The following is a 24,558-nucleotide window of genomic DNA, read 5'->3' on the forward strand; positions in this document are numbered from 1 at the left end:
AATCCAACAATTGTTGGTCTCACCGTAACGGAATACGAGGTGACCATGCAGGACTCGGTGCGCGCGATGTCGGCGTCGGAACTCGGCGACGCCTATCGCAGTGGATTACTGAGCCCCGTCGACGTCGCTGCCGAGTTACTCGACGCCATCGGGGAGGTGAACGGCGAGATCAACGCGTTCTGCCTCGTCGACGCGGACACGACGATGGCCGCCGCGCGGGAGTCAGCGGCGCGCTACGCGGAGTCGGCGGCTCTCGGCCCCCTCGATGGCGTGCCCGTGTCGATCAAGGACCTCCTGCTCACCGACGGCTGGCCGACGCTGCGCGGTTCGTTGACGATCACGCCGGACGCGCAGTCGTGGAGTGTCGACGCCCCTGCGGTGGCTCGGCTCCGCGAAGCCGGCGCGGTTCCGCTCGGAAAGGTCACGACACCTGAGTTCGGTTGGAAGGGAGTGACCGACAGTCCGCGCACCGGGGTCACGCGCAACCCGTGGTCGTCGGACCGGACGTCAGGCGGATCGAGCGGCGGCAGCGCAGCAGCGCTTGCCGCGGGTCTCGGGCCACTGTCTGTGGGTACCGACGGAGGTGGTTCGATCCGGATTCCCGCGGCGTTCTGCGGGGTCGTCGGACTGAAGCCGACGCTCGGCCGTGTCCCGATGTATCCGCCGAGCCCGTTCGCGCCGGTGGCCCACGTCGGACCCATGTCACGCACGGTTCTCGACTGCGCGCTGCTGCTCGACGTGCTCAGTGGATTCGACTCGCGTGATTGGTCTGCCCTGGCTGCCCCCGACCCGCTTGCACCGTCACTTGCCGCGGGCGACGGAAGCCTCGTCGGAGTGCGCATCGCCTACAGCCCCGATCTCGGGTACGCGACCAATGATCAAGCAGTGCAGTCGAACACCGAGTCAGCGGTCGAAGTGCTACGCGGACTCGGTGCGGAGGTACACGAAGTCGACATCGGCTGGGACGATCCCGCCTGGGCCTACCACACCGTGTGGTTCGCAGGGGCCGCCGCAGTCGTCGGTGCCCTCGACCCGGCCGCGCGCAAACTCGTCGATCCGAAACTGCTTGCCGCGCTGGACCGGCACCACGACTTCAGTGCGCAGGACTACGTCGATGCCACTGCGCTGCGGATGTCGATGGGGACGCAGATGGGTGCCCTGCACGAGGACTTCGACATCGTGGTGACTCCGTCGATGCCGTCCGTCGCGTTCGAGGCGGGTGTCGACGTGCCCGCCGGGTCGCAGTCGCAGGACTGGACGTCGTGGACACCCTACAGCTACCCCTTCAATCTCACCGGTCAACCGGCGATCACCGTACCGAGCGGGCTGGCCGCGTCTGGAGACTCGTTGCTGCCCACCGGGATACAGTTCGTTGGCGCACGCCACGACGATGCAACGGTGTTGCGTGTGGCCGCAGCGTACGAGGCTGCAGCGCCGTTTGCGTCGATCTCTTCCCTTGCACCCCAACGACAGTCAGGATGATTCGTGTCCGACAGGTTCATCATCGTCACGCTCGCGTCGCGCGGGGTCAGTGCCCGAGCCCGATTGCTCGACGACGAGGCCCCGCGAACCGCCGCCGCGGTGTGGGATGCACTGCCACTGGGTGGCCAGGTCTTTCACGGCAAGTTCGCGCGAAACGAGATCTATACACTCACCCCGGCATTCGCCGAACAGGAGCCAGGCCAGGAGAACACCACCGTGACACCCATCCCCGGTGACCTGTGCTACTTCACGTTCGACGGTGTATTGGACAATCCCGCATATGGTTACGAGTCGGATGCTGCACCCTCCGAGCACTCGCTGCTCATCGACCTCGCCGTGTTCTACGGCCGAAACAACCTGCTGGTCAACGGCGACGTCGGTTGGGTTCCGGGAAATGTGTTCGCCACCATCACCGATGGGCTCGCCGAGTTTGCTTCCGCATGCAACGACATCTGGATGGGCGGCGCTCGTGGCGAAACCCTGACATTTGCGCGCGCATAGAGTACGAAGAAGAGGATGATCACGATGGCAACGCGGAGACACCAGGGAGAATCGGCAGGGCGCCGGCGGGTGCTCGAGCCGATCGAGCAGGAGTCGACCCCTGCGATCATCGCTCGCAAGTTGCATGACGCGATCGCGAACGGTAACTTTCCGTCCGGTTCACAATTGACAGAGGCGGGCCTTGCGGCAGACCTGGGGGTCAGTCGGGGGCCGCTGCGGGAGGCGATGCAACGCCTCACCGCCGAGGGGTTGCTGGTGAGCCACCGCAACCGGGGCCTGTTCGTCGTCTCGATGGACGACGACGACATCCGCGACATGTATGTCGCACGAACCGCAGTTGAGCGCGCTGCGATCGAACAGGTGATAGCCCACGCGGATCCGGAAGCGGTGGATGCCCTCGGTGACGCGGTCGCTGTGATGCGACGCCACATAGACGATCCGAACGGCGCTGATATGGCCGAGGCGGATATGCGGTTCCACCAGACGCTGGTGGAGTACGCGAGAAGTCAACGATTGTCGCGGCTGCACAGCACGATCCTCGTCGAAACGAGGATGTGCCTACGCGCGATGCGGGGAACGTACTCCTCGGGAAAGGAACGCACAGACGAACACCAGGCATTGGTGGACGCCATCGCAGCGGGGGATGCGCGGGCGGCCGACGCGCTGATGATCGAACACATGCGGGACGGGTTGCATCGTCTGGTCGGCGACGCCGACCGGGATGCCTCGCCCGCAGAAGCAGTTCTGTAGCGGTGTGACCGCTCGAGTCGATCACCGCCCACCGATGTGAGTCACCGGTAAGACAGACTGGCCCTGATTTTCACCAGGAAGGCACAGATGGCTACGGCAAACTCCTCGGCAACCTATGAGGAACTCGCGCCCGATCCGGAATCGCGAGAAGGCAAGGCGCTGCTGCGCAAAGCGATCGGCGCGTCGGCGATCGGCAACGCGACCGAGTGGTACGACTACGGCGTCTACGGCGTCAGCACCACATACCTGACGCACGCGTTCTTCCCCGGAAGCTGGGGGACAGTCCTGACGATGCTCGGCTTTGCGATCTCCTTCGCGCTTCGCCCGCTCGGAGGCATGATTTGGGGCCCGATCGGCGATCGAATCGGCCGAAAGTCGGTACTCGCGATCACCATCGTGCTGATCTCAGGAGCGACAGCACTCATCGGTGTGCTCCCGACGCACGCAGTGGCAGGGATCTGGGCTCCGATTCTGTTGATCCTGCTCCGTGTCATCCAGGGATTCTCGACCGGCGGTGAGTACGGCGGCGCAGCCACGTTCATGGCCGAGTACTCACCGGACAAGAAGCGCGGCCACTACGGGTCCTTCCTGGAGTTCGGGACGCTCGCCGGGTTCAGTCTCGGAACCGCGTTGGTGCTGATTCTGGATCTGGCGCTCACCGACGAGCAGATGCAGACCTGGGGCTGGCGTATCCCGTTCCTGATGGCGCTGCCGATGGGTTTGATCGGGCTCTACCTGCGTTCGCAGGTCGAAGACACCCCGGTCTTCCAGGAGATCGAGAAGCAGGCCGTGGTCAAGGGTTCGGCGTGGTCACGCTTTGTCGATCTGTTGAGCAACTACTGGCGTCCGATCCTGATCATGTTCGGCATGGTGATCGCACTCAACGTCGCCAACTACACGCTGTTGTCGTATCAGCCGACATATCTGAAGAACACGATCAACCTCTCCGAGGATGCGGGCAACATCGTCGTCCTCATCGGGCAGTTGGTCATGATGTTGCTGATCCCGTTCTTCGGATCGATGTCGGACAGGACCGGCCGAAAACCGATGTGGTGGTTCTCGCTGATAGGCCTGTTCGTGTTCGCCCTGCCGCTGTACTGGCTGATGGGCCAGGGATTTGCGTGGGCCATCGTCGGATTCGTCATCCTGGGTGTGCTCTACATACCGCAGCTGTCGACGATCTCGGCTACCTTCCCGGCGATGTTCCCGACCCAGGTGCGATACGCGGGATTTGCGATCTCCTACAACGTGGCGACCGCGGCGTTCGGCGGTACCGCACCACTGGTCAACGACTGGGTGATCAAGGTGTCCAACTGGAATCTGTTCCCCGCGGCGTACATGATGGGCGCCTGCGCGATCGGCATGGTGGCGCTGGTGTTCCTGAAGGAAACGGCCGGCGCGTCGCTGCGCGGTACCGGGATTCCGGAGAAGACCGACGACATCGCCGTGTCGGATGGAGCGGCTGTGTCGAAGGGCTAGCCGTGAGCTCGACAAGCTCGATCAGCTGCTAGGACTGCCGAGCAGGTCGAGGGCCATCAGCGCGTACGCCTGTGCGGCGGTGTGCAGGTCGGCGACGGTGACGGACTCGTCGGGTTGGTGCGCCTGGGTGTTGATGTTGCCCGGGCCGCAGACGATCGCGGGAATCCCTAGGTCCCGGCTGACGAACCCACCGTCGCACGCCGCGGTCCAGCCGCCGATCGAGGTCCGTGCACCGACGTCGGTGAGTGCGTCGACCGCCGAGGTGACCAGCGGGTCGTCGGCCCGGGTCTCGAAGCCGGGCATCTCCATCGTCACCGCGACGTCGACCTCGATGCCGTCGGAGTCGATCCCCGCCGCAGAGATCCGACCCCGTAGCCACTCGGCGACGGCCTCGGCGCTCTCGTCGGGCATGAGCCTGCGGTCGATGCCGAGCGACGCCATCGGGGCCACGACGGAGATGCCCTGGCCGCCGCTCATCGTCCCCACATTCCAGGTTCCCGAGCCGAGCAGGCCCGAGGCGCCTGCGGTCATGGTCTGGTGGTCGGCGCGGATGATGTCGATGATCGACGCGGCCGCGTAGATGGCACTGCGACCGTCGTCGGGTCTGCCGGAATGGGCGGCTCTGCCCACGATGTCGATCTCCAGATACGACGCCCCGCGACAACCTCGCACGACCGCCAGGTCGGTGGGTTCGGCGACGACGCATCCGACGAAGTCGCGCGACGCGTTCCGGTAGACCGCGTCCGGGCGGGCGACGAGATGGCGGACTCCTGCCCCGTGCTCCTCCTCATCGACGGTGCAGACCAGTTGCACCGGGCCGGACAGGAGGCCCTGCGCGGAAAGCGGAGCCAACGCCGACATCGCCGCGACGACCGCGGCGAGCCCGCCCTTCATGTCGACGGTGCCGCGTCCGGTCAACACGCCGTCGGAGAGTCTGGTGCGGTAGGGATCGCCGGTCCAACCCGGTCCCGCGGGCACGACGTCGGAGTGCCCGAGGAACATCAGCCCAGGACCGTCGCCGCCGGGAAGTGTCGCGACGAGGTTGGGACGACCGGGTGCCACCTCATAGGTGCTGACGGTGAATCCAGCCTCGCGGCAGGCGGTTTCGAGAACCGCGACAGCCTGTGCCTCGGTGCCGCCGGGATTCTCGCTCGGGGCGTCGACCAGCGCTCTGGTCAGCGCGACGATCTCGTCCGGACGGATTCGCGCCACCAGGGCCTCGGACTCGCTCACCGTCACTGGACTCCTCCCGTGTCGTCAGCCGGGCATGGCCGGGCTCATCTGTCGTGTGCCATCTTCTCGCAGCTCCCGGCGAGACGTCGAATCCCCTCGTCGATCCGTTCCGGAGTGCTCGACGCGAAGCACAGGCGCAGGGCGTTGCGGAACCGTCCGGTCGGTGACAGGGCGGGTCCGGGTATGAACGCGACACCGTCGGCAAGAGCGGTCTCGAACAGTTCACGGGTGTCGATTTCGGCGAACTCACCGCGCAGGGTGAGCCAGAGGAAGAAGCCGCCCTCGGGGTTGGTCGTCGACACCCGATCGCCGAAGTGACGTGTGATGGACTCGAGCATCGCGTCCCGGCGCTCGCGATAGAGGACGCGTAGCCCGGCGAGATGGTCCTCGAGCCCGCCGCGCGCGATGTACTCGGCGACGATGTGCTGGTTGGGCACGTTGGTGCAGGTGTCCATCGCCTGCTTGCCGTTGATCAGCAGTTGCCGTAGCGACGGGTCGGCGTCGACCCAGCCGACACGCCACCCGGGGGCGAGGATCTTGGAGAACGTGCGGACCGAGAAGACCAGCGGATCGTGCGGCGAGAGGGTCTGGAAGGTCGGGACGTCGTCGCCGGAGAACCGCAGCAGGCCGTAGGGATCGTCGTCGATGATGATCGCGCCCCACTCGTGCGCCAGCCGCAACAACTCACGTCGACGCTCCTCCGACAGTGTCACGCCCGACGGGTTCTGGAAGGTCGGGATCGTGTAGATCGCCTTCGGGGTGCGTCGGGTGCGGGCGACGATCTCCTCGAGCGTGTCGACCTGCATGCCGTCGTCGTCGACAGGAACCTCGAGTAGTTGCGCGCCATAAGAGAGGGCCGTGGCGCTTCCGTTGGTGTAGGTGGGGGATTCGACGACGACGAGATCACCGGGGTCGACGAACAGCTTGGACGCGAGGTCGAGACCCTGCATGCCACCGGTGGTGATGACGAGACGATCGTGGCTCGACGGGTCAGGTGTGGTGGCGAGATAGTCGACGAGCAGTTGCAGCAGACGCGGTTCGCCCTCGGTGGCTCCGTAGGTGAACGACGAATTGTCGAGGACCTCGCCCGCGATCTGGCGGAACTCCTCCGCAGGAACTGCCTCATCGGCGGGCGAACCCATCGCGAAGCGCACGATGTCGTGTGTCTGGGAGGCCAGAAGCGATGTCGACGAGTCGATCATCGAGCCGACGAGATCCTTTGCGCGCCCGGCGAGTGGAAGTGTCGGGGCGCCGCGTCTGACGTCGTGGAGGGATTCGGTTGCGGGGTTGGCCGTGTCGTTGGTCATGGTCACTGCTGGCACCTCATTTCCTGATCAGTTCCCGCGGGAACCCGGTGAAGGTCTCGACACCGGTCGGACTGACGCGGACGGATTCGGAGAGCTCGAATCCGTAGTCGTCCATCCACATTCCGCAGACGATGTGAAAGGTCATGTTGGTCTCGAGGATGGTTTCATCCTCGGTGCGGATGCTGATGGTGCGTTCGCCCCAATCGGGCGGGTAGCCGATCCCGATGGAATAGCCGAGGCGAGAGGGTTTTTCGAGACCGTACTTGGCGAGGGTCCAGTTCCAGGTGGACGCCAGCTCACGCGTGGCGACCCCGGGTTTGATCGCGTCGAGAACGTTGTTGAGGCCCTCAGCCGTCGCGCCCGCCACGTAGTCGAGGTCTTTCGACGGCTGGCTGAGCGCCACGGTGCGGGCCAGCGGGCAGTGGTACCGGTTGTGCGCTCCGGAGAGCTCGACAACGACTGCCTCGTCTGCGGTGAACGTGCCCTGGTGCCAGGTCAAGTGGGGCGTATCCGCGGCGGCACCGGTGGGCATCATGGGCACGATCGCGGGGTAGTCGCCGCCGAACTGGTCGGTGCCTGTGATCTGTGCCTGCGAGATCGCGGCAGCCGCATCGCATTGCCGCACACCGACATCGATTGTCTCGATGGCGGCGCGCATGGCCTCCGAACACACCATGCCCGCCTGCCGCATGAGCTGTACCTCGGCGTCGGATTTCACCGAGCGCACCCAGTTGACGAGTTCGAAGTTGTCGACGAGCTTCCACTCGGGGATCGCGTTGAACAGCGCGCGATACGCCTTGGGCGAGAAGAAGTGCGAGTCCATCTCGAGTCCGACGGAGCCTCCCTTCGACGCCGGTGCGATCTGATGGCGCTGCCGCAGCGCCCACGCGACCCAGTCGAAGGGGTGCACATGCGGGCGATGCACATAGCTCTCGGGATAGCCGATGATCTGGTCCTCGGGCAGCCATGTGGTGCGGTGTGCGCCATGGGCATCCATCTCGCGCGCGAAGAACAGCATGTCGCCCTCGATCGGGACGAAGAGCATCTGCGGGGTGTAGAACGACCACGCGTTGTACCCGATGAGGTAGAAGATGTTCGCCGGGTCGGTGACGATGATCGCCGAGAGCCCCTGCAGATCCATTCGTTCGCGCACGCGGGTCAAGCGCTGCTGGTACTCGCTGTCGGTGAACAGCTGGGCGCCGAGGTACAACCTATCGCCTCCGTCGGATCGGGGTGGATGTGTAGGTGACGTCGAGGAACTCCTCGATGCCGAGGCGTCCGCCCTCACGGCCGAGACCGGATTCCTTGATTCCACCGAACGGGGCGGCGGGGTTGGAGACCAGGCCCGTGTTGACCCCGACCATACCGACTGCGAGGCCAGAAGAGATGGCGTCGAGACGCTCGGCATCCCGACTGCAGACGTATCCGACGAGGCCTGCGGGGGTCGCGTTGGCGAGCTCGACGACGGCGTCGTCGGCCTCGTCGCCGTCGCCGTCGAACGGGATCAGGGCCGCCACGGGGCCGAAGATCTCGGCCGACATGAGGGCCGAGTCCGGCCGCACGTCGCGCAGGACGGTGGGCGGGTAGAAGTGTCCGGGACCGTCGAGGCGTGTGCCCCCGCACAGGACCGTGGCGCCGCGGGAGACGGCGTCGTCGACGAGTTCGGCGACCTTGTCGACGGCCTTGCGCTCGACGAGTGGTCCGACGTCGGTGCCCTCCACCATTCCGTCGCCGACCCGCAGGGCCGACATGCGTCGGGTGAGCAGTTCGGCGAACTCGTCGATGACGCCCCGGTGCACGAAGATCCGGTTGGCCGCGGTGCAGGCCTGGCCGGTGTTGCGCATCTTCGCGACCATCACCGCGTCGAGTGCGGTGTTAAGGTCGGCGTCGTCGCACACGATAAACGGGGCGTTGCCGCCGAGTTCCATCGAGGTACGCATCACGGTGTCGGATGCCTGGTGTAACAACAGTTTTCCGACCGCCGTCGAACCTGTGAAGCTGACCTTGCGGGCGAGTCCCGATGACATCCACGCGCCGACGACGTCGCCGGGATCGGTTGTGGTGACGACGTTCAGGACGCCGTCGGGGAGCCCGGCCTCGCGCAGGACGTCGGCGAGGAGCAGTGAGGTCAGCGGTGTCAGCTCTGCCGGCTTGAACACCATTGTGCAGCCGGCGGCGATCGCCGGGCCGATCTTGCGTGTTCCCATGGCGAGGGGGAAGTTCCACGGGGTGACGAGGACGCAGGGGCCGACGGGCCGATGCCGCACAACCACGCGGTTGTTGCCATCGGGCGTCACGAAGTGGTCACCGCCGATGCGCACGGCTTCCTCGGCGAACCAACGGAAGAACTCGGCGCCGTAGGCGACCTCACCGCGCGCCTCGGGATACGGTTTGCCCATCTCGGTGGTCATCACGGTGGCGAACTCGTCGGCGCGGGCGGTGATGAGTTCGTATGCGCGGTAGAGGATCTCACTTCGTGAGCGCGGGCTTGTCGCGGCCCACGCGGCCTGCGTCGACGCGGCAACCCGAAGGGCCTCGAGCGCGTCGCCCGCGCCGGCGTCGGCAACCGTGGCGATGATCTCGCCGGTCGCAGGGTTCTCGACGTCGAAACGACGGCCCGACGCCGCGGACACCCACGAACCGCCGACGAACAGGTCTGTCGGCAGGTCGGGGACCACCAGCCTTGGTGTCTCGATGGTTGTCACGGGGTTCCTTTCTCGGGTGGATGTGGCGCGGCGAGCGCATGCGCGAGGACCTCGGCCAGATGGCGACCACGGGCATCGATGCTGGGATCGGTGGTGCTCAGATGGTCGACGCTCATCGCGCAGCTGAATCCGTCGGTGACGACCGGGGTATGCGGTGCGGCGCGCAGCGCAGGGGCGAGAGCGTTCTCGGCCACCGCCATGCTGACCTCGTAGTGCCCTTTCTCGAAGCCGAAGTTGCCTGCCACACCGCAGCATCCGTCGGCAGTGGTGACGTCGACGCCGAGCGACCGGAGCGCGGCGGTCGAGGCGTGCGCACCGAAGACGGCGTACTCGTGACAGTGCGTCTGGACCGTCACCTCCTCGGGAAGCTGTGCGAACTCCAAGCCGTTCTCGAGGAGGGCGGGGACGTGGGCTGCGAAACTCGTGATTCGCGCGGCGACACGACGGGCGGTAGCAGAGTCGACGAGTTCGGGGAGATCCTTTCGCAGTGCGGCGGCGCAGCTCGGTTCGGCGACGACAATCGGACGATCGGAGCCGTCGTCGAGTCGATCGGCGGTGCGGGCAAGTACCTTTCGTGCGTGGTCGAGTTGGCCGGTCGAGATCCAGGTCAGCCCGCAACACACGTCGTCCCGGACGGCCACTGATTCGCCGGTGGCACCCAGGACGCGTGCCGCCGCGGCGGCGACCTGCGGCCGGAACGCCTTGGTGAAGGTGTCGACGACGAGTACGACCTCGGCGTCGGGAGGGCATCGGAGTTCGCCGAGTGCCTCTCGCCTGCCGCGACGACTGGTGAATCCGGGCATGGACCGTCGAGCGTCGAGGCCGCCGGCAGCGGCGGCGAGACGTCGGGGGAGCGGGGCCTGCAGCACTCGATTGAGTAGTGGTGCAACGGAGGTCGCCGCGGGAAGCCAGACAGGCATCCAGCCGAGCGAATAGTGCGAGAGCGGTCGCAGGCGTCGCCGGTAGTGGTGTGAGAGGAACTCCGACTTCAGCGAAGCCATGTCGACGCCGGTTGGGCAGTCGCTAGAGCACGCCTTGCACGACAGGCAGAGATCGAGAGCGTCGGCGACATCGGGCGATTGCCAACCGGATTCGACGTCGGGTGCCGAGCGCACCATGTCCTGGAGCACGCGTGCACGGCCGCGGGTGGAGTCCTTCTCATCGCGGGTCGCGCGATAACTCGGGCACATGACCCCACCGCTGGTTGTCCGGCAGCGGCCGACGCCGATACAACCCTGTACAGCGTGGATGAACGGATCGAGTGTCGTGTGAATCGGGCCGCGCCCGGCGTGCCATGGACGATTCGGTACGTCGGCGAGCGCGAGGTCGGTCGTGATGGGTGCGGGATCGACGATGCTGCCCGGGTTAAGGATGGCCGAGGGGTCCCAGATCCGGCGGAAGTCGTCGAAGGCGCGCAGCATCTCCGGGGAGTACATGATCGGCAGCAGTGCCGATCGCGCGCGCCCGTCGCCGTGCTCACCCGACAGCGAGCCGCCATGCGCCACAACGAGTTCCGCGGCACTGGTGCAGAAGCGGGACATCTGTTCGCGCCCCTGCTCGGTGCGGAGGTCGAAGGTGATGCGCACGTGCATGCAACCCGCGCCGAAGTGGCCGTAGAGCACGCCCGTCAGACCGAACTCGTCAAGAAGGGCGGTGAACTCCTGCAGATAGTCGGCCAGGCGCTCGGGGGCTACGGCGGCGTCTTCCCATCCGGGCCACGATTCGTGCGTCGTCTGCTCCTCACCTCCCGGGACCGTACCGGCTCCCGGGCCAGTGCTTTCCGGAGTGACGAGCCGCGCCGAGAGCCCGGCGCCGTCCTCACGGACACGCCACAGGGCACGGCGTCTCGCCTCGTCGTCGACGAACGCCGCGTCGACCATGCGACCGCATCTGCGGAGGTGTTCGATGAGGCGTTTCGCGGTTGCGGGAACGTCGGGCTCGGATTGGGCTGCGGCGCTCTCGTTGTCGAGGTCGATGAACAGCCACGAGTCGCCTGCCGGGAGCCCCGCAACGGTGTCGGGCCCGCGCCGTGCCGCCATCGTGGCGACGATGCCGCGGTCGATACCCTCGATCGCCGACGGCGCGAACGGCAGGATGTCGGGGACGTCGCGCGCGGCGTCGGCAACCGAACGGTAACCGACGCAGACGAGTAGTTGTGATGTCGGAGCCGCCACGAGACGGACGGTGGCGCCGACGACGATCGCGCATGTGCCCTCGCTGCCCACGAGTGCGCGCGCGACGTCGAAGCCATTCTCCGGCAACAGATGTGCCAGATGATAGCCCGAGACCTGCCGCGGTATCTGCTCGAGCTGGGTGCGCAACGGTGCGAGGTTGCGGTTGGTCAGTTCGGTGAGCGCACGGGTGAGTTCTGCCGCCCGGGCAAGCGCCACCGAATCGGCAGAAGAGGTCGCCTCGATACCGGATCGTGTTGCTGTCAGCCGTATTCCGTCTGCCGTGACCAGATCGAGCGCCTCGACGTGATCGGTGGTGCGACCGTGGCGCACCGAGTGGTTGCCGCACGCATCGTTGCCGATGGCCCCACCAATGGTGGCACGTGAGGCCGACGACGGGTCGGGAGCGAAGGTCAGGCGACCGTCGGTTGCCATGCGCACTGCAGCGGCCAGGTGGGTGAGTACGACACCCGGTTCCACGCGGGCCGTCGACGTCCGGGCGTCGATGTTCCCGATGCGAGACATGTGTCGGGAGAAGTCGAGCACGACGCCCGCGCCGATGGCGTTGCCCGCCATCGACGTTCCTCCACCGCGTGCCGTCAGCGGTATGCCGAGTCGGTGGCAGCACGCTGCGATGGCGGCGACCTCGTCGGCATCGCGGGGAAAGGTCACTGCGACCGGACGGACGCGGTAATTGGATGCATCGTAAGAGTATTCGGACAGACGACGCGACGTTGCGTCGACCTCGGCACCGAGTGCGGTGAGTTCGGTGACGATGTCCGGGGTGGAGATCGTCGGGGTCGGTAGTGGGTGCAGAACCATTTGCGCAGGCTAGGAACGGCCGTTGCGGGCAGCGACGTCGGCCAGCGCGGAAGCGAATCGGGCCACACCGGTGGTGATCTCGTCCTCGGTGACGACCAGCGCCGGAATCAGCCGGACCACATTGCCTTCCGGTCCGCAGGTCAGGGTCAGCAGTCCGTGTCGGGTGGTGGCCTGCTGCACGGCGAGAGCCGTTGCGGCGTCGGGGATCGTGGTGTTGCCGTCGTGGGAGACGAACTCGATGCCGACCATGAGGCCGAGACCGCGCACATCGCCGACAACGTCGAAGGCTGCGGTGACGTCCCGGATTCCCGACAGCAACTGCTCACCCCGGACCCGGGCGTTCTCGACGAGTCCCTCGTCGTCGATCACGTCGAGGGTCGCGATGGCCGCAGCTGCCGCGACGGCGTTTCCGCCGTAGGTTCCGCCCTGTGACCCCGGCCATGCCCGGCTCATCAACTCGGTGGGTGCTGCGATCGCCGAGATCGGGAAGCCGGATGCGAGACCCTTTGCGGTGATGAGGATGTCAGGTGTGAGATCGGCGTGCTGGTGTCCCCAGAATCTGCCTGTGCGGCCGAAACCGGCCTGCACTTCGTCGACGATGACGAGAATGCCGTGACGGTCGGCACGTTCGCGGAGTCCCGCGAGGAAGCGTGGCGGTGTCGGGAGGTAGCCGCCATCGCCGAGGACCGGTTCGATGAGGAAGGCTGCGGTGTCGTTGGGTGCCACGCGAGACATCAGCAGATAGTCGAGTTCTTTGAGCGCGAAGTCGACGGCGGTGTCGGTATCCCAGCCGTAGCGGTAGGCGTAGGGAAAGGGTGCCATGTGGACGCCGCCCATGAGCGGAGAGAAACCGGCGGAGAACCGGGTACCCGCGGTGGTGAGGCTGGCGGCGGCGACCGTGCGCCCGTGGAAACCGCCCTGGAAGACGATGATGTTGGGCTTCGCGGTTGCCATGCGGGCCAGCCGCACCGCCGCCTCGACGGCCTCCGAACCCGAGTTGGCGTAGAAGACGGAATCGAGTCCGAGCGGTAGCACTGCGCCGAGCTTTTCGGTGAGTTCGAGGAGCGGTTGGTGCATCACCGTTGTGTACTGGGCGTGGATGATCTTGGTGCATTGCTCCTGCGCTGCGGCGACGACGCGCGGGTGGCAGTGGCCGGTGCTCGTGACCCCGATGCCGGTGGTGAAGTCGAGGTAGGCGTTGCCGTCGGTGCCGTGAATCCAGGAGCCGAGCGCGTGGTCGACGACGACCGGCGTTGCCTGCTTGAGGATCGGCGACAGCGATGCGGTCTGGGGTGCGGCTGTCTGTGCCGCGAGAGTGCGGGGGGATTCGGCGACGGTCATGCGTACACGGTGTACCGGGATCGTCGGATTGTCAACAATTAGACAGTGGCGCGCGAACGGGCATCCGATGCGGTTACGGTGTCGGGTGTGACGTCCACGAAGCCGCAAGTCGTTCTCCTCGGTGCCGACGACGCGCCCGACCCGTACAACCTCGCCGAGCTCGCAGCCCTCGCCGACGTGCGGGAGTGCACCGTGGAGACGTTGCCGCAGGCGTTGCCGGGTGCCGATGTCCTGGTGGTGTGGGACTTCTTCTCCCGTGCCCTGCGCGACAACTGGGGTCCTGCGACGGAATCGCTGCGCTGGGTGCATGTCTGCGCGGCAGGCGTCGACTCTCTGTTGTTCGATGAACTGGCCGGCTCGGACATCGTGGTCACCAACGCGCATGGTGTCTTCGATCAGCCGATCGCCGAGTTCGTGCTGGCGTCGATTTTGGCGCGGGACAAGCGTTTGCACGAATCCGCACGCCTGCAGTCTGCGCACGAGTGGCTGTGGCGTGAGACGACGCGCACCGCGGGTTCGTCGGTACTGGTCATCGGGACCGGTGGTATCGGTCGCGCGGTCGCGCGTCTGCTGCGGGCCGTCGGGATGCGAGTGACCGGGGCCGGACGGACCGTGCGACACGACGACCCCGACTTCGGCGAGGTGCGCGCGACCGATGAGCTGACCACCTACGTCGGGGAGTTCGACAATGTGGTCGTCGTCGCACCGCTGACTGCCCAGACAGAGGGGATGATCGACGCGTCGGTGCTGACGGCAATGCGCTCCGATGCACATCTGATCAACGTCGGGCGGGGCAGGCTCGTCGACGAGGCTGCGCTGGCAGACGCGCTGCGGAGCGGTGGGATCGGCGCGGCGTCGCTCGACGTGTTCATCACCGAGCCGCTGCCCGTCGACAGCCCGCTGTGGGACCTCGAGAACGTGTCGATCTCGGCGCACATGAGCGGAGACGTGGTGGGCTGGCGTGACGAACTTGCCGATCAGGTCCTCGACAACCTGCGACGATACGTCGAGGCGTCCCCTGCGCGTGGTGCGGACGTTTTGTCGGCGACGCTGCAGAACGTGGTCGACAAGCATCGCGGGTACGTCGCGTCGGGCAGGTGATCTCGGCGGCCCTGGCTTGTGGGGAGGCGCCTGCTCGAGCAGCGGGTTGGACGTGGCTCGACCAGCGGCGCGGGTACTCGTCCGGCGGACGGGGCCTGAAGTAGGCTGTAGCGCGATGACCATCGTCTATTTCGTGATCGCAGCCGTGGCGCTCGCCGGTGCGGCGGCGCTGTTGTGGCTCGACCGCCAGCGTTCCAGCGGCACCCGTCACCAGCGTGCTGTGTGGGGCGATGCCCACGACTTCTCCTACCGGGCGTCAGACACCAAACTGCGCAAGGTTTTTCACCGCGCAACGATGAATGCGCCCGACTCGGTCGGTGTGCAGGATGTCGCATACGGGGTTTACGGTGGCGCCGAAGCTGTCGTGTTCGACCTCGCCGACACGGCGACCGTCATCGCGGTACGCCGCAACGCGCCGTCGAACGTGATCGTCGACCTGCGTCACGAGGACGTGCTCGCGCCCGCAGAGGACGACGTCGAACTGCTCGGTGCGATGGGGCCACGCGTGATGTTCTCCAATGATCTCGACGTCGCGCGGCGCGTGTGTGACCGCAGAATGGTCGCACTGGCCAACAATGCGCCGTCGTATGTCGAAGTGCTGTGGGACGAGGGCAACTGGGCGCTCGGTTCGATGCCGTTGACCGATGACGCGACCAAGCTCGACACCGGACTCGAAGTGGTTCGACGCTTTGCCGACCTGCTGCGCGTGCTGCCGCCGGTCCAGGACCCGCAGGATCCGCCGGATCCCCGCGATCCGCACGGGCCGACGCGCGAGGAGTTCGCCGACGAGAAGACCGAGTCGATGCGCGACAAGGAACGTCGTGCCCGTGTGCAGGCGCGGGAGGCGTCGGCGCCCGCGCCGCGTCGCCAGCCATCGCCACCGCCGCAGAGCGAGACCGGAGCCCGGCGCGCAGCGTCGCCGACGACGGGTCGGGGCATGACACCGATGCCGGTGCGGCGATCGCGCAGCGCGCAACCTCCCGACACCGGCGAGCGGCCGAACCGGCACCATCGGCGCGACTGACGCCGAGGATCTCCCCGAGACACCGGGCGACCCTCGAGACATCCGGCGATCATCGAGCATCCGACGTACGAGCAGGAAGACTGAACCGACTGTGACCTCCTCAACGCCCTCCGCCTCCTCGACACCAGAGGTCGACCAGGACGCCCGCGCGGCGCTCGCTCGGCTCGTCGGCGAACTATCGGTGGTGCACGGCAAGGTGACCTTGTCGTCGGGCCGTGAGGCCGACTACTACGTCGACCTGCGTCGGGCGACACTGCATCACGAGGCGTCTCCGCTCATCGGCACGCTCATGCGTCAGCTCACCTCCGACTGGGGCTATCAGTCGGTGGGCGGTCTGACGTTGGGTGCCGACCCGGTTGCCACCGCGATCATGCACGCTCCGGGGCGCCCGATCGACGCTTTCGTGGTGCGCAAGGCCGCCAAGGCGCACGGCATGCAGCGACGGGTCGAGGGTCCCGACATCGCGGGTCGTGCGGTGCTCATCGTCGAGGACACGAGCACGACGGGCGGCTCGCCCGCGACCGCTGTCGAGGCTGCGCGTGAGGCCGGAGCGATGGTGGTGGGCGTGGCGACCGTCGTCGACCGTGCCACCGGCGCCGACGAGGTGATCACCAAACTCGGTGTGCCGTACCGATCCCTGCTCGGCCTCGCCGACCTCGGACTCGGCTGACGCCATGCCTTCGGAGGGGGTCCCGGAGCAACCCGGACCCACCGAGTGGCAGGCCCGACCTGCCGTCGGGGTGGGGCCGTGGGATGTCGGTCACGACGGTCCGCTGCCCGACGACCCGCGTTACGACCCGCAGTTGCTCGCCGAGGGCGATACCCGGAATGTCGTTGATGCGTATCGGTACTGGCGCCGCGAGGCGATCGTCGAAGACATCGACGCCCGCCGCCACCCGTTCCACGTGGCAATCGAGAACTTTGCCCACGACGCCAACATCGGCACCGTGGTGCGGACGGCCAATGCGTTCGCGGCCTCGGCGGTGCACATCGTCGGGCGGCGGCGGTGGAATCGTCGGGGAGCGATGGTGACAGACCGTTATCAGCATCTGCTGCACCACGATTCGGTGTCGGAGCTGATGGCATGGGCGCGCGGGGAAGGGCTTGCGGTGGTTGCCGTCGACAACACCCCTGGGTCGGTGCCGCTCGAAACCGCGGACCTACCGCGCGCGTGCATCTTGCTGTTCGGTCAGGAGGGGCCGGGTGTCAGCGACGACGCCCAGGCGCAGGCAGATCTCACCGTGTCGATCGCGCAGTTCGGGTCGACGCGCAGCATCAACGCAGGCGTGGCCGCCGGGATCGCGATGCACGCCTGGATACGGCAGCACGCCGACCTCGACGACGCGTGGTGACGGTGCGCTCGACGTAGCTCGTGGCGTCGTCGGCGTCAGACGTTGTCGGGAGTGTGGGGATCGACAGAATCGGCAGCGGCCGTCGCCTCGGAAGTCGCGACTGCGTCGGTGGCGACCTTCTTCGCGGCGCGGCGTCGGCGATACCACTCGATGAACATCGGCGCGATCGACAGGACGACGATCAGGATGAAGATCGGCTCGATGAGGTTCTGCACCACCTCGAATCGGCCGAGCCAGTAGCCGAGCAGAACGATGCCCGCGCCCCAGACGATCGCACCGATCACGTTGTACAGCGCGAACACCGACCACCGCATACGGGCGGCGCCGGCGACGATCGGAGCGATCGTGCGCACGATCGGCACGAAGCGGGCCAGGAAGATGGTGATCGGGCCGTGCTTCTCGAAGAAGTCCTGGGCCTCGGTCAGATAGCGCTGCTTGAGGAATCGGGCGTCGGGCTTGAACATCTCGGTGCCGATGAACCGGCCGATCCAATAGCCGACCTGTCCGCCGAGGATCGCTGCGATCGGCACGAAGACCAGTAGTTGCCAGAGCGACGCGAACTTGTCGATGCCCTCTTTGCCGCCGGCCGCGACCACCATGCCCGCGACGAACAGCAGCGAGTCGCCGGGCAGCACAGGAAACAGCACACCCGACTCGATGAAGACGACGAGGAGAAGTCCCCAGAACGCCCAGGCGCCGAACCAGCTGAGCACGTTGATGGGGTCGAGGATGCCGGGGAGTGCGACCACGGTGGTCGTATGGGCAAGTGCGGTGTCGATCACGGGTCACCAGGCTACTTGGCCAAGCTGTGGGAGAGCCAATGAGCGGCTGTCTGGAACGAGCCGGGGCTCGTCCTGGCCGCTACGCGGGGTCAACCTCCTGCTCGACGACCAGTCGGCGCGAGCGTCGCCACCGCTTGACCACCTCGGAGATGATCGGGAGCACCGAGAGGAAGACGATGAGCAGGAAGATCAGGTCGACGTTGTCGCGGATGAAGGCGATCTGGCCGAGGAAATAACCGAGCAAGGTCACGCCGGCGCCCCAGACGACTGCGCCGATCGCGTTGTAGGCGAGGAACACCGGGTAACGCATCTTGGCGGCCCCGGCGACCAGTGGCGCGTAGGTGCGCACGATGGGGACGAAGCGGGCCAGGAAGATGGTGATCGGGCCGTGCTTGTCGAAGAACTCGTTGGCCTCGATGATGTAGGCCTCCTTGAGCACCCGCGCGTTTGGCTTGAACAGCGAATAACCCAGTCTGTTGCCGATCCAGTAGCCCACCTGGTCGCCGAAGAAAGCGGCGATCGGGATGGTCACGAGAAGCACCCACAGCGGAGCGAAGGGTTCGATGTCGGCAGACTTCGCGGCAACGATCAGGCCGGCGGTGAACAGCAGTGAGTCACCGGGGAGCAGGGGGAACAGAAGCCCGGACTCGATGAACACCACCAACAGCAGGCCGGCGAGGATCCACGTGCCGAAGGAGTTCAGCAGGTTGACGGGATCGAGGAAGCCGGGGAGCAGTGCGAGGTGGGTGGTCGTGGCGGCGAAGTCGGGTGCGGTCACGGCACCGAGGGTAGCGGAAACGGACAAAACGCCTTATCTGCCCGAGTGTGCGCCGTCGGGCCGATTGTTCTACTGCAGGTGAGAGCGTCCTGCACACGCGTGAGTGGCACTTGCCATACTGAGAGGGACTCAACAGAGCTCGAAGCGTGAGATCCCACCCGGTTGGAGGCCGTGACATGCCCATTGCAACCCCAGAGCAGTACGCCGAGATGTTCGCGAAGGCGAAGGAGGGCGGTTACGCGTTCCCCGCGATCAACTGCACCTCGTCGTCGACGATCAATGCGGCCATCAAGGGCTTTGCCGATGCCGGAAGTGACGGCATCATCCAGTTCTCTACCGGTGGTGCCGAGTTCGGTTCGGGACTCGGCGTCAAGGACATGGTGACCGGTGCGGTTGCGCTCGCCGAGTTCGCACACGTGGTGGCCGCCAAGTACGACGTGACCATCGCACTCCACACCGACCACTGCCCGAAGGACAAGCTCGACACCTACGTGCGTCCGTTGCTCGCCATCTCGCAGGAGCGCGTCGACGCGGGCAAGAACCCGCTGTTCCAATCGCACATGTGGGACGGCAGCGCCGTGCCGATCGACGAGAATCTCGAGATCGCCCAGGAACTGCTCGCCAAGGCGGCTGCTGCGAAGATCATCCTCGAGGTCGAGATCGGTGTCGTCGGTGGTGAAGAGGACGGCGTCGAAGCCGAGATCAACGACAAGCTCTACACCTCGGCAGAGGACTTCGAGAAGACCGTCGACGCGCTCGGAGCAGGCGAGAAGGGCAAGTACCTCCTCGCCGCCACCTTCGGCAACGTCCACGGCGTCTACAAGCCGGGCAACGTGAAGCTGCGTCCTGACGTACTCAAGATGGGGCAGGAAGTCGCGAGCAAGAAGCTCGGACTGCCCGACGGCTCGAAGCCTTTCGACTTCGTCTTCCACGGCGGATCCGGCTCGCTCAAGAGCGAGATCGAAGAAGCGCTGAGCTATGGCGTTGTGAAGATGAACGTCGATACCGACACGCAGTACGCCTACACGCGTCCGGTCGCCGGGCACATGTTCAGCAACTACGACGGCGTCCTCAAGGTCGACGGCGAGGTGGGCAACAAGAAGGTCTACGACCCGCGTTCGTGGTCGAAGAAGGCCGAAACGGGTATGTCCGAGCGCGTAGTCGAGGCGTGCGACGACCTGAAGTCGAACGGGAAGTCGATCAGCGCCTGACCCCGCATCATTGACATCGCGCCCCTCCCTACGGGAGGGGCGCGATGTTGTTCCATTGTTGCCGCGCTTCACAACTGACGCGCGAGTGGCTGACGGTTAGGCGAGTTGGCCTCGTTCGCGTGTCAGGACCAGATCAGCCCGACGACGACGGTCAACGCCAGTGCGGCCATCGCGACTGCAGCGCAGACCACCGCCGGGTCGACGCTCCGGTGCACACGAACCCGCTGCGAACGCGAACTAGGCGCACGGTAGGCGGCGCGCGCGGGCTCGCGGGGTCGACGGGGCAGCGGGATGGCGCCGGGAGCATCCGTGGAGGGGATGTAGGCGCGTCGGGGTGGGCGCTGCTGGACCCGCAAGGGCTGCGTCGTCGGTCGATGGACCGGCGCGTGATTGCCCGGCACCCACCCGGTGCCGGGCAGGTCGTCGCGCATCGGTGTCCGGTAAGCGGTCACCGCGGCGTACAGACCTTCCAGTCGCTGCCGTCCTTCTGAAGGTTGATGGTGACGGTCTGGGGCTCGTCGGGCTTGCTCGTCTGGTAGGCGGTCACTTCGACGACCGCCTTATTGCCATCGTCGGTCACCTTCGACGCCTTGATGTCTCCGGTGCGGACCAGCTCGTTGCGCGCCTTCTGCGCGGAGTAGATCTTCTGGAAATCGGCGTCGGAGATGTTGGTGTAGAACTGATTCTCCTGCCCGCAGGTGACCGACCGCAGTGTCGAGAGGTCGCCGTTGTAGAGGGCGCTGGAGAACTTCGACGCCGTGTCGGCAGCCTCGTCAGCGGCGGGCTTGGCGCGCGATGCGAGCACGCCCCACACGACTCCCGCCACCACCAGTGCCGCCACGATCACGGCGCCGATCACCAGCAGCAGGCGACGGCTGGAACCCGTGCCGTCTTCTGTCCTCGTCGGAGCCGCGGTACCTGCCGGCGGGATCACCTTCGGCTGGTGGGCTGTGGTCGACCAGCCGGTTGACGTTGCAGGACGGGCCGTCGACGACTGCGTCGCGGCAGTGGCGGCACCCGCAGCTGCCGCTGCACCGGCCCCCGCGACCGCAGCTCCGCCGACCGCCGATTTGTCTGCCGCCGGGTTCTCGTCGGACACATCGGTCGTGCCGCTGCTTGCCGGTGCATCTACGTCGGGCTTCTGCGCCTTGAGCGCTACCGTCTCGGCGTCGCCGTCGATCGGCTCGTCGTCCGACGGCTCCTCGTCGTTCTCGGCGGTGTCGATGCCGGGCTCGTCGTCGGCCGTGTCCGGGTCGGCGGCCTCATCTGCTTTTTCGTCGGCGTCATCCGCGGTGGCGTCGGCGTCTGCATCGCCGCCGACCTCGTCGGTCTGTTCATCGCTGTCGACCTCGTCGATCGGTTCGAAATCGCCGATGTCACCGTCGGTCGCTGCTTCTTCGATGCTCGCGTCGCCCGCGTCCGTCGTCGATTCGAACGCTTCGAGTCGGGCTTCGGCGTCTTCCTTCTCGAGTTCGCCGTCTTTCTCGGCGTCGGCCTCGCCCTCGGCGTCCCCGGATTCCGCGTCGGCCTCGTCGTGCTCTGCCTCCGCCTTCGCCTCGGCTTCCGCTCCGGCCTGATCGGCTGCGACCGCATCGGCCGTGTCGTCGGCGTCTTCGATCTCGGCAGCCGAGGACTCGTCGGCAGCGGGGAACTCCTCGGCTCCTTCGTCCTCGACGCTCGCGTCGGTGTGCTCGTCGACGCTCGCGTCGGTATCTTCGTCGACGCTCGCGTCGGTATCTTCCTCGTCGGAATCGTGCGCTGCCGCCGCCGCTGCACCTGCCGCACCCGTCGCGACCACACCTGCAGCCGCAGCCTTCCGCGCTATACCGTCGGCAGGCTTCTCGACGTCCTCGACGGCGTCGGAGTCTGTGGTGCTGTCGGCGGGTTCTTCGGTGCCGTCGGCGGTACCCGTGATGTCGACGTCGTCGAGGTCGGGCATGTCGCTGGTGTCGGGCAGGTCGTCGCGTTTGATCACCGTGGTGTCGGTGGCGCTCGGTGACGCCGTACCCGCGACTTTGGCGACGGTGGCTTTTTCGTCTGTGGGCTTGACGGCTGAAGGCTTGTCGTCCGTGTCCCCGCCGCCGGTTCTCGCCGTGTCGGAGTCGCCGGCGTCAGCCTCGGCGCCGCTCTCCTGTGCGGTGTTCTCCTGCTCGCCGGTCGTGGTGCCGCCTGCGAGGGGATCGATGTCGTCGAGGTCGTCGAGGGTGCTGGGATCGGGGAGCTGATCGCGCGAGATCACCTTGGTCGCGGAGTCGATGCCCCGGCCGCCGCGGGGCGTCGGTCCGCTCGGGCGTGACTGCGTACTCGTGGCGCCGCTTGCGCCTGCTTCCTCGACCTGAGACTTGTCCACAGATGAACCCGATTCCCCCGATTGTGTATCCGCGTCCGACCTCGCGGTGTCCGGTGCCTGGTCGTCACCCGATGTCGACGTCTCGCTTGGTGTCGAGCCCGAACTCGGAGTCGACTTCTCAGACGTCGGCGCATCCTGTGTGGCGGGCCTGGCATCCGGTGTGACGGGCGCGGGCCGTGTGGAACCCGTCGGCGGTGCCGGTCGCGGCCGGTTCGACGCCCCCTCCAGGCGTTCTGCGGCCTTCTTGCGTATCACCGAGAAGGCCTTGGTGACAGCCGATTTCCGATCACCGGATTGCGGCATCGCCGATCACCATTCCTTCCTCGAACAAGTGGATTACGCCGTGCACTGCGGCAACGGGGTCGTGGGCATCCGGGTCGTTCACCGACCGAGTGCGCCATTCACCCTAGCGAATCGTTGGTGTCACGGGCATCCGGGCACGCAGATGAGCATCTGCGAAGACTACTACCGCCGAGGTGCTGCGTCGGCGGCCCGTGCAGGTGGGGCCGACGGGGGATTTGCGGGTCGACCGAAGCGGACATCGTGCCGCGACTCGATGCTTGAATAGGGGAGTGACTTCCTTCGGAGACTTGCTGGGACCCCAACCGACACTCCTGCCGGGAGACGACGACGCCGAATCGGACCTACTCAACGGTGCCTCACCCGCGGAGGTGGCAGCGTCGCACCCGACGGCGTCGATCGCCTGGGCGTATCTGGCAGAAGCGGCACTGACGTCGGGCGGCGTCGGTGACGACGGTCAGCCCGCCGGTGAACAGACACCTGACGTCGACGCCGTCATCGCGGCGTATGCCTACGCGCGCACCGGTTACCACCGCGGCCTCGACCAACTGCGGCGCAACGGGTGGAAGGGCTTCGGCCCCGTGCCGTGGTCGCATGAGGGCAACCGGGGATTCCTCCGATGTGTCGGCGCGCTGGCCAGAGCCGCTCGCGTCATCGGTGAGAACGAGGAGTACCTGCGCTGCCTCGATCTCCTGAATGACAGCGACCCCAGCGCGGCAGAACAACTCGGCCTGGTGTGATCGCAACGCTGCGCGCGCGGGTCAGCGCCAGGGTCAACGCGCTCCCGCGTCCCCTGCGCACCCGTGTCCGGCGGCTGTACCTCTCGCTGCAACCGATCCTGCAGTGCTCGATCGCCGCGGGGCTGGCGTGGTGGATAGCGCTCGACCTGCTCCACCACTCGCGTCCGTTCTTCGCGCCGATTGCCGCGGTCATCTCACTCGGACTGTCGCTCGGCCAGCGATGGCGTCGTGCCGTCGAGCTCGTCGTCGGTGTCTCCATCGGCATCCTTGTCGGCGATCTGCTCGTCTCGCGAATCGGTTCGGGGACCTGGCAGATCATGGTGGTCGTCGCGCTGGCGATGGCTACAGCGGTCTTTCTCGACGACGGTCCGCTGATCCCGATGCAGGCGGCGTCGTCGGCTGTCCTGGTCGCCACGCTTCTGCCCCCCGGGCAGGCGGGCGGCTACTACCGTGCGTTCGACGCACTGATCGGAGGACTGGTCGGCATCGTCGTCGGAGCGCTGTTACCCGCCAATCCTGCGTCTCGCGGGCGACGCGACGCGGCAGGCATCCTCGCCACGATGCGCGACGCCGCGAAGACGCTCGCGGCAGGGCTCCGCGTCGGGGACGCCGACGTGGTGTTCTCCGCACTCGAGAGTGCACGCGGCACACAGGCCGCGATCAACACGATGCGGTCGGACATGCGGGGCGGCAAGGAGATCAGCACGATCTCACCGCTGCACTGGCGTCAGCGTTTGCGGTTGCAGAGAATTGCCGCGACGGCCGACCCCATCGACAACGGTGTACGCAACTTCCGGATCATCGCGCGACGCGCACTGGGTATGACACAGCGCGGCGAGAAACTTCGACCCGAACTGATCGAGATCGTCGACGACCTCGGCGACGCCTTCGAGACTCTGCGTCGGATGATGCTCGCCGATCCCGGTGAATCGCCCGACCCGGCAGACGCGGCTCGCGTACTGCGCACGATAGCGCGTAAGGCGCGCGCCGAGCTCGTCGCAGAAAGCGGGATGAGTGAGACGGCTCTGCTGGCGGAGACGCGTTCGCTGCTGATCGACCTGTTGATGGTCTGCGGGCTCCGACGCTCATCCGCGCAGGCGACGCTGCGCTGACCGGACCCGGCCGGCAC

At 66.6% G+C, this 24,558-nt stretch carries 21 protein-coding genes; 11 read left to right on the forward strand and 10 right to left on the reverse strand.

Features of this window, described 5'->3' with window-relative positions; all coding sequences use genetic code 11:
* The first annotated feature begins 45 nt into the window (after positions 1 to 45).
* The 4 genes from GOACH_RS00530 to GOACH_RS00545 all read left to right on the forward strand — a co-directional run bounded on the left by GOACH_RS00530 (position 46) and on the right by GOACH_RS00545 (position 4,212).
* The gene (locus GOACH_RS00530; RefSeq protein ID WP_005169049.1) at positions 46 to 1,482 is read left to right on the forward strand and encodes an amidase; all 1,437 of its coding nucleotides are present in this window, start codon (positions 46 to 48) and stop codon (positions 1,480 to 1,482) included.
* A 3-nt stretch (positions 1,483 to 1,485) separates the two neighbouring features.
* On the forward strand, positions 1,486 to 1,983 hold the full coding sequence (locus GOACH_RS00535; protein WP_005169051.1) for a DUF3830 family protein: 498 nt from the start codon (positions 1,486 to 1,488) through the stop codon (positions 1,981 to 1,983).
* A 15-nt stretch (positions 1,984 to 1,998) separates the two neighbouring features.
* On the forward strand, positions 1,999 to 2,733 hold the full coding sequence (locus tag GOACH_RS00540; protein WP_005169054.1) for a GntR family transcriptional regulator: 735 nt from the start codon (positions 1,999 to 2,001) through the stop codon (positions 2,731 to 2,733).
* Between the two features lie 87 nt (positions 2,734 to 2,820).
* On the forward strand, positions 2,821 to 4,212 hold the full coding sequence (locus GOACH_RS00545) for an MFS transporter (protein ID WP_005169057.1): 1,392 nt from the start codon (positions 2,821 to 2,823) through the stop codon (positions 4,210 to 4,212).
* Positions 4,213 to 4,233: 21 nt separating this feature from the next.
* Here GOACH_RS00545 and GOACH_RS00550 read toward each other — a convergent pair whose 3' ends face one another.
* The 6 genes from GOACH_RS00550 to GOACH_RS00575 are packed head-to-tail and all read right to left on the reverse strand — an operon-like array spanning position 4,234 to position 13,791.
* Positions 4,234 to 5,451, reverse strand: a complete 1,218-nt coding sequence (locus GOACH_RS00550) for a M20 family metallopeptidase (protein ID WP_005169058.1) — start codon at positions 5,449 to 5,451, stop codon at positions 4,234 to 4,236.
* A 38-nt stretch (positions 5,452 to 5,489) separates the two neighbouring features.
* Positions 5,490 to 6,752 carry an aminotransferase-like domain-containing protein gene (locus GOACH_RS00555; RefSeq protein ID WP_040517352.1) on the reverse strand — a complete coding sequence of 421 codons (1,263 nt, stop codon included), beginning with the start codon at positions 6,750 to 6,752 and terminating at the stop codon, positions 5,490 to 5,492.
* Positions 6,753 to 6,768: 16 nt separating this feature from the next.
* Complete coding sequence (locus tag GOACH_RS00560) at positions 6,769 to 7,962, reverse strand: M24 family metallopeptidase (protein ID WP_005169064.1); 1,194 nt, start codon at positions 7,960 to 7,962, stop codon at positions 6,769 to 6,771.
* Between the two features lies 1 nt (position 7,963).
* Positions 7,964 to 9,457 (reverse strand): NAD-dependent succinate-semialdehyde dehydrogenase, encoded by a 1,494-nt coding sequence (locus tag GOACH_RS00565; protein ID WP_005169067.1) that lies wholly within the window; start codon positions 9,455 to 9,457, stop codon positions 7,964 to 7,966.
* Entirely contained in the window at positions 9,454 to 12,450 is a 2,997-nt protein-coding gene (locus GOACH_RS00570) for an FAD-binding and (Fe-S)-binding domain-containing protein (protein ID WP_005169069.1), read from the reverse strand. The genes GOACH_RS00565 and GOACH_RS00570 overlap by 4 nt, the downstream gene beginning before the upstream one ends.
* Before the next feature lie 9 nt (positions 12,451 to 12,459).
* The gene (locus GOACH_RS00575) at positions 12,460 to 13,791 is read right to left on the reverse strand and encodes an aspartate aminotransferase family protein (RefSeq protein WP_005169073.1); all 1,332 of its coding nucleotides are present in this window, start codon (positions 13,789 to 13,791) and stop codon (positions 12,460 to 12,462) included.
* Positions 13,792 to 13,878: 87 nt separating this feature from the next.
* Between GOACH_RS00575 and GOACH_RS00580 the strand changes: the two genes are divergently transcribed.
* The 4 genes from GOACH_RS00580 to GOACH_RS00595 all read left to right on the forward strand — a co-directional run bounded on the left by GOACH_RS00580 (position 13,879) and on the right by GOACH_RS00595 (position 17,268).
* Positions 13,879 to 14,892: a D-2-hydroxyacid dehydrogenase gene (locus GOACH_RS00580; protein ID WP_157227407.1), complete on the forward strand. Its 1,014-nt coding sequence runs from the start codon at positions 13,879 to 13,881 to the stop codon at positions 14,890 to 14,892.
* A 115-nt stretch (positions 14,893 to 15,007) separates the two neighbouring features.
* Positions 15,008 to 15,916 (forward strand): TtfA family protein, encoded by a 909-nt coding sequence (locus GOACH_RS00585; protein WP_005169080.1) that lies wholly within the window; start codon positions 15,008 to 15,010, stop codon positions 15,914 to 15,916.
* 91 nt (positions 15,917 to 16,007) lie between these two features.
* A complete protein-coding gene (gene pyrE / locus GOACH_RS00590; protein WP_005169083.1) occupies positions 16,008 to 16,586 on the forward strand; it encodes an orotate phosphoribosyltransferase in 579 nt (192 codons plus the stop codon).
* 4 nt (positions 16,587 to 16,590) lie between these two features.
* Entirely contained in the window at positions 16,591 to 17,268 is a 678-nt protein-coding gene (locus GOACH_RS00595; protein WP_005169088.1) for a TrmH family RNA methyltransferase, read from the forward strand.
* Positions 17,269 to 17,303: 35 nt separating this feature from the next.
* On the opposite strand, the gene GOACH_RS00600 is transcribed toward GOACH_RS00595, so the two are convergent.
* Positions 17,304 to 18,050 (reverse strand): DedA family protein, encoded by a 747-nt coding sequence (locus GOACH_RS00600; protein ID WP_005169090.1) that lies wholly within the window; start codon positions 18,048 to 18,050, stop codon positions 17,304 to 17,306.
* A gap of 79 nt (positions 18,051 to 18,129) precedes the next feature.
* Positions 18,130 to 18,828: a VTT domain-containing protein gene (locus GOACH_RS00605; RefSeq protein ID WP_040517294.1), complete on the reverse strand. Its 699-nt coding sequence runs from the start codon at positions 18,826 to 18,828 to the stop codon at positions 18,130 to 18,132.
* 176 nt (positions 18,829 to 19,004) lie between these two features.
* On the opposite strand from GOACH_RS00605, the gene fbaA reads away from it, so the two are divergent.
* On the forward strand, positions 19,005 to 20,039 hold the full coding sequence (gene fbaA, locus GOACH_RS00610; RefSeq protein WP_005169094.1) for a class II fructose-bisphosphate aldolase: 1,035 nt from the start codon (positions 19,005 to 19,007) through the stop codon (positions 20,037 to 20,039).
* A 122-nt stretch (positions 20,040 to 20,161) separates the two neighbouring features.
* Here the strand turns inward: fbaA and GOACH_RS00615 are convergent, their stop codons facing one another.
* Entirely contained in the window at positions 20,162 to 20,491 is a 330-nt protein-coding gene (locus GOACH_RS00615) for a hypothetical protein (RefSeq protein WP_005169096.1), read from the reverse strand.
* Entirely contained in the window at positions 20,488 to 22,692 is a 2,205-nt protein-coding gene (locus GOACH_RS00620) for an Rv0361 family membrane protein (RefSeq protein WP_040517297.1), read from the reverse strand. Before GOACH_RS00620 ends, GOACH_RS00615 begins: the two co-directional genes overlap by 4 nt.
* 269 nt (positions 22,693 to 22,961) lie before the next feature.
* Here GOACH_RS00620 and GOACH_RS00625 point away from each other — a divergent pair, with 269 nt between their 5' ends.
* Positions 22,962 to 23,429 carry a DUF3151 domain-containing protein gene (locus tag GOACH_RS00625; protein ID WP_005169100.1) on the forward strand — a complete coding sequence of 156 codons (468 nt, stop codon included), beginning with the start codon at positions 22,962 to 22,964 and terminating at the stop codon, positions 23,427 to 23,429.
* Positions 23,426 to 24,541, forward strand: a complete 1,116-nt coding sequence (locus GOACH_RS00630; protein ID WP_005169103.1) for an FUSC family protein — start codon at positions 23,426 to 23,428, stop codon at positions 24,539 to 24,541. Before GOACH_RS00625 ends, GOACH_RS00630 begins: the two co-directional genes overlap by 4 nt.
* Positions 24,542 to 24,558 lie beyond the last annotated feature (17 nt).

This window comes from Gordonia aichiensis NBRC 108223, assembly GCF_000332975.1.
GTDB classification, from domain to species: Bacteria; Actinomycetota; Actinomycetes; order Mycobacteriales; family Mycobacteriaceae; genus Gordonia; species Gordonia aichiensis.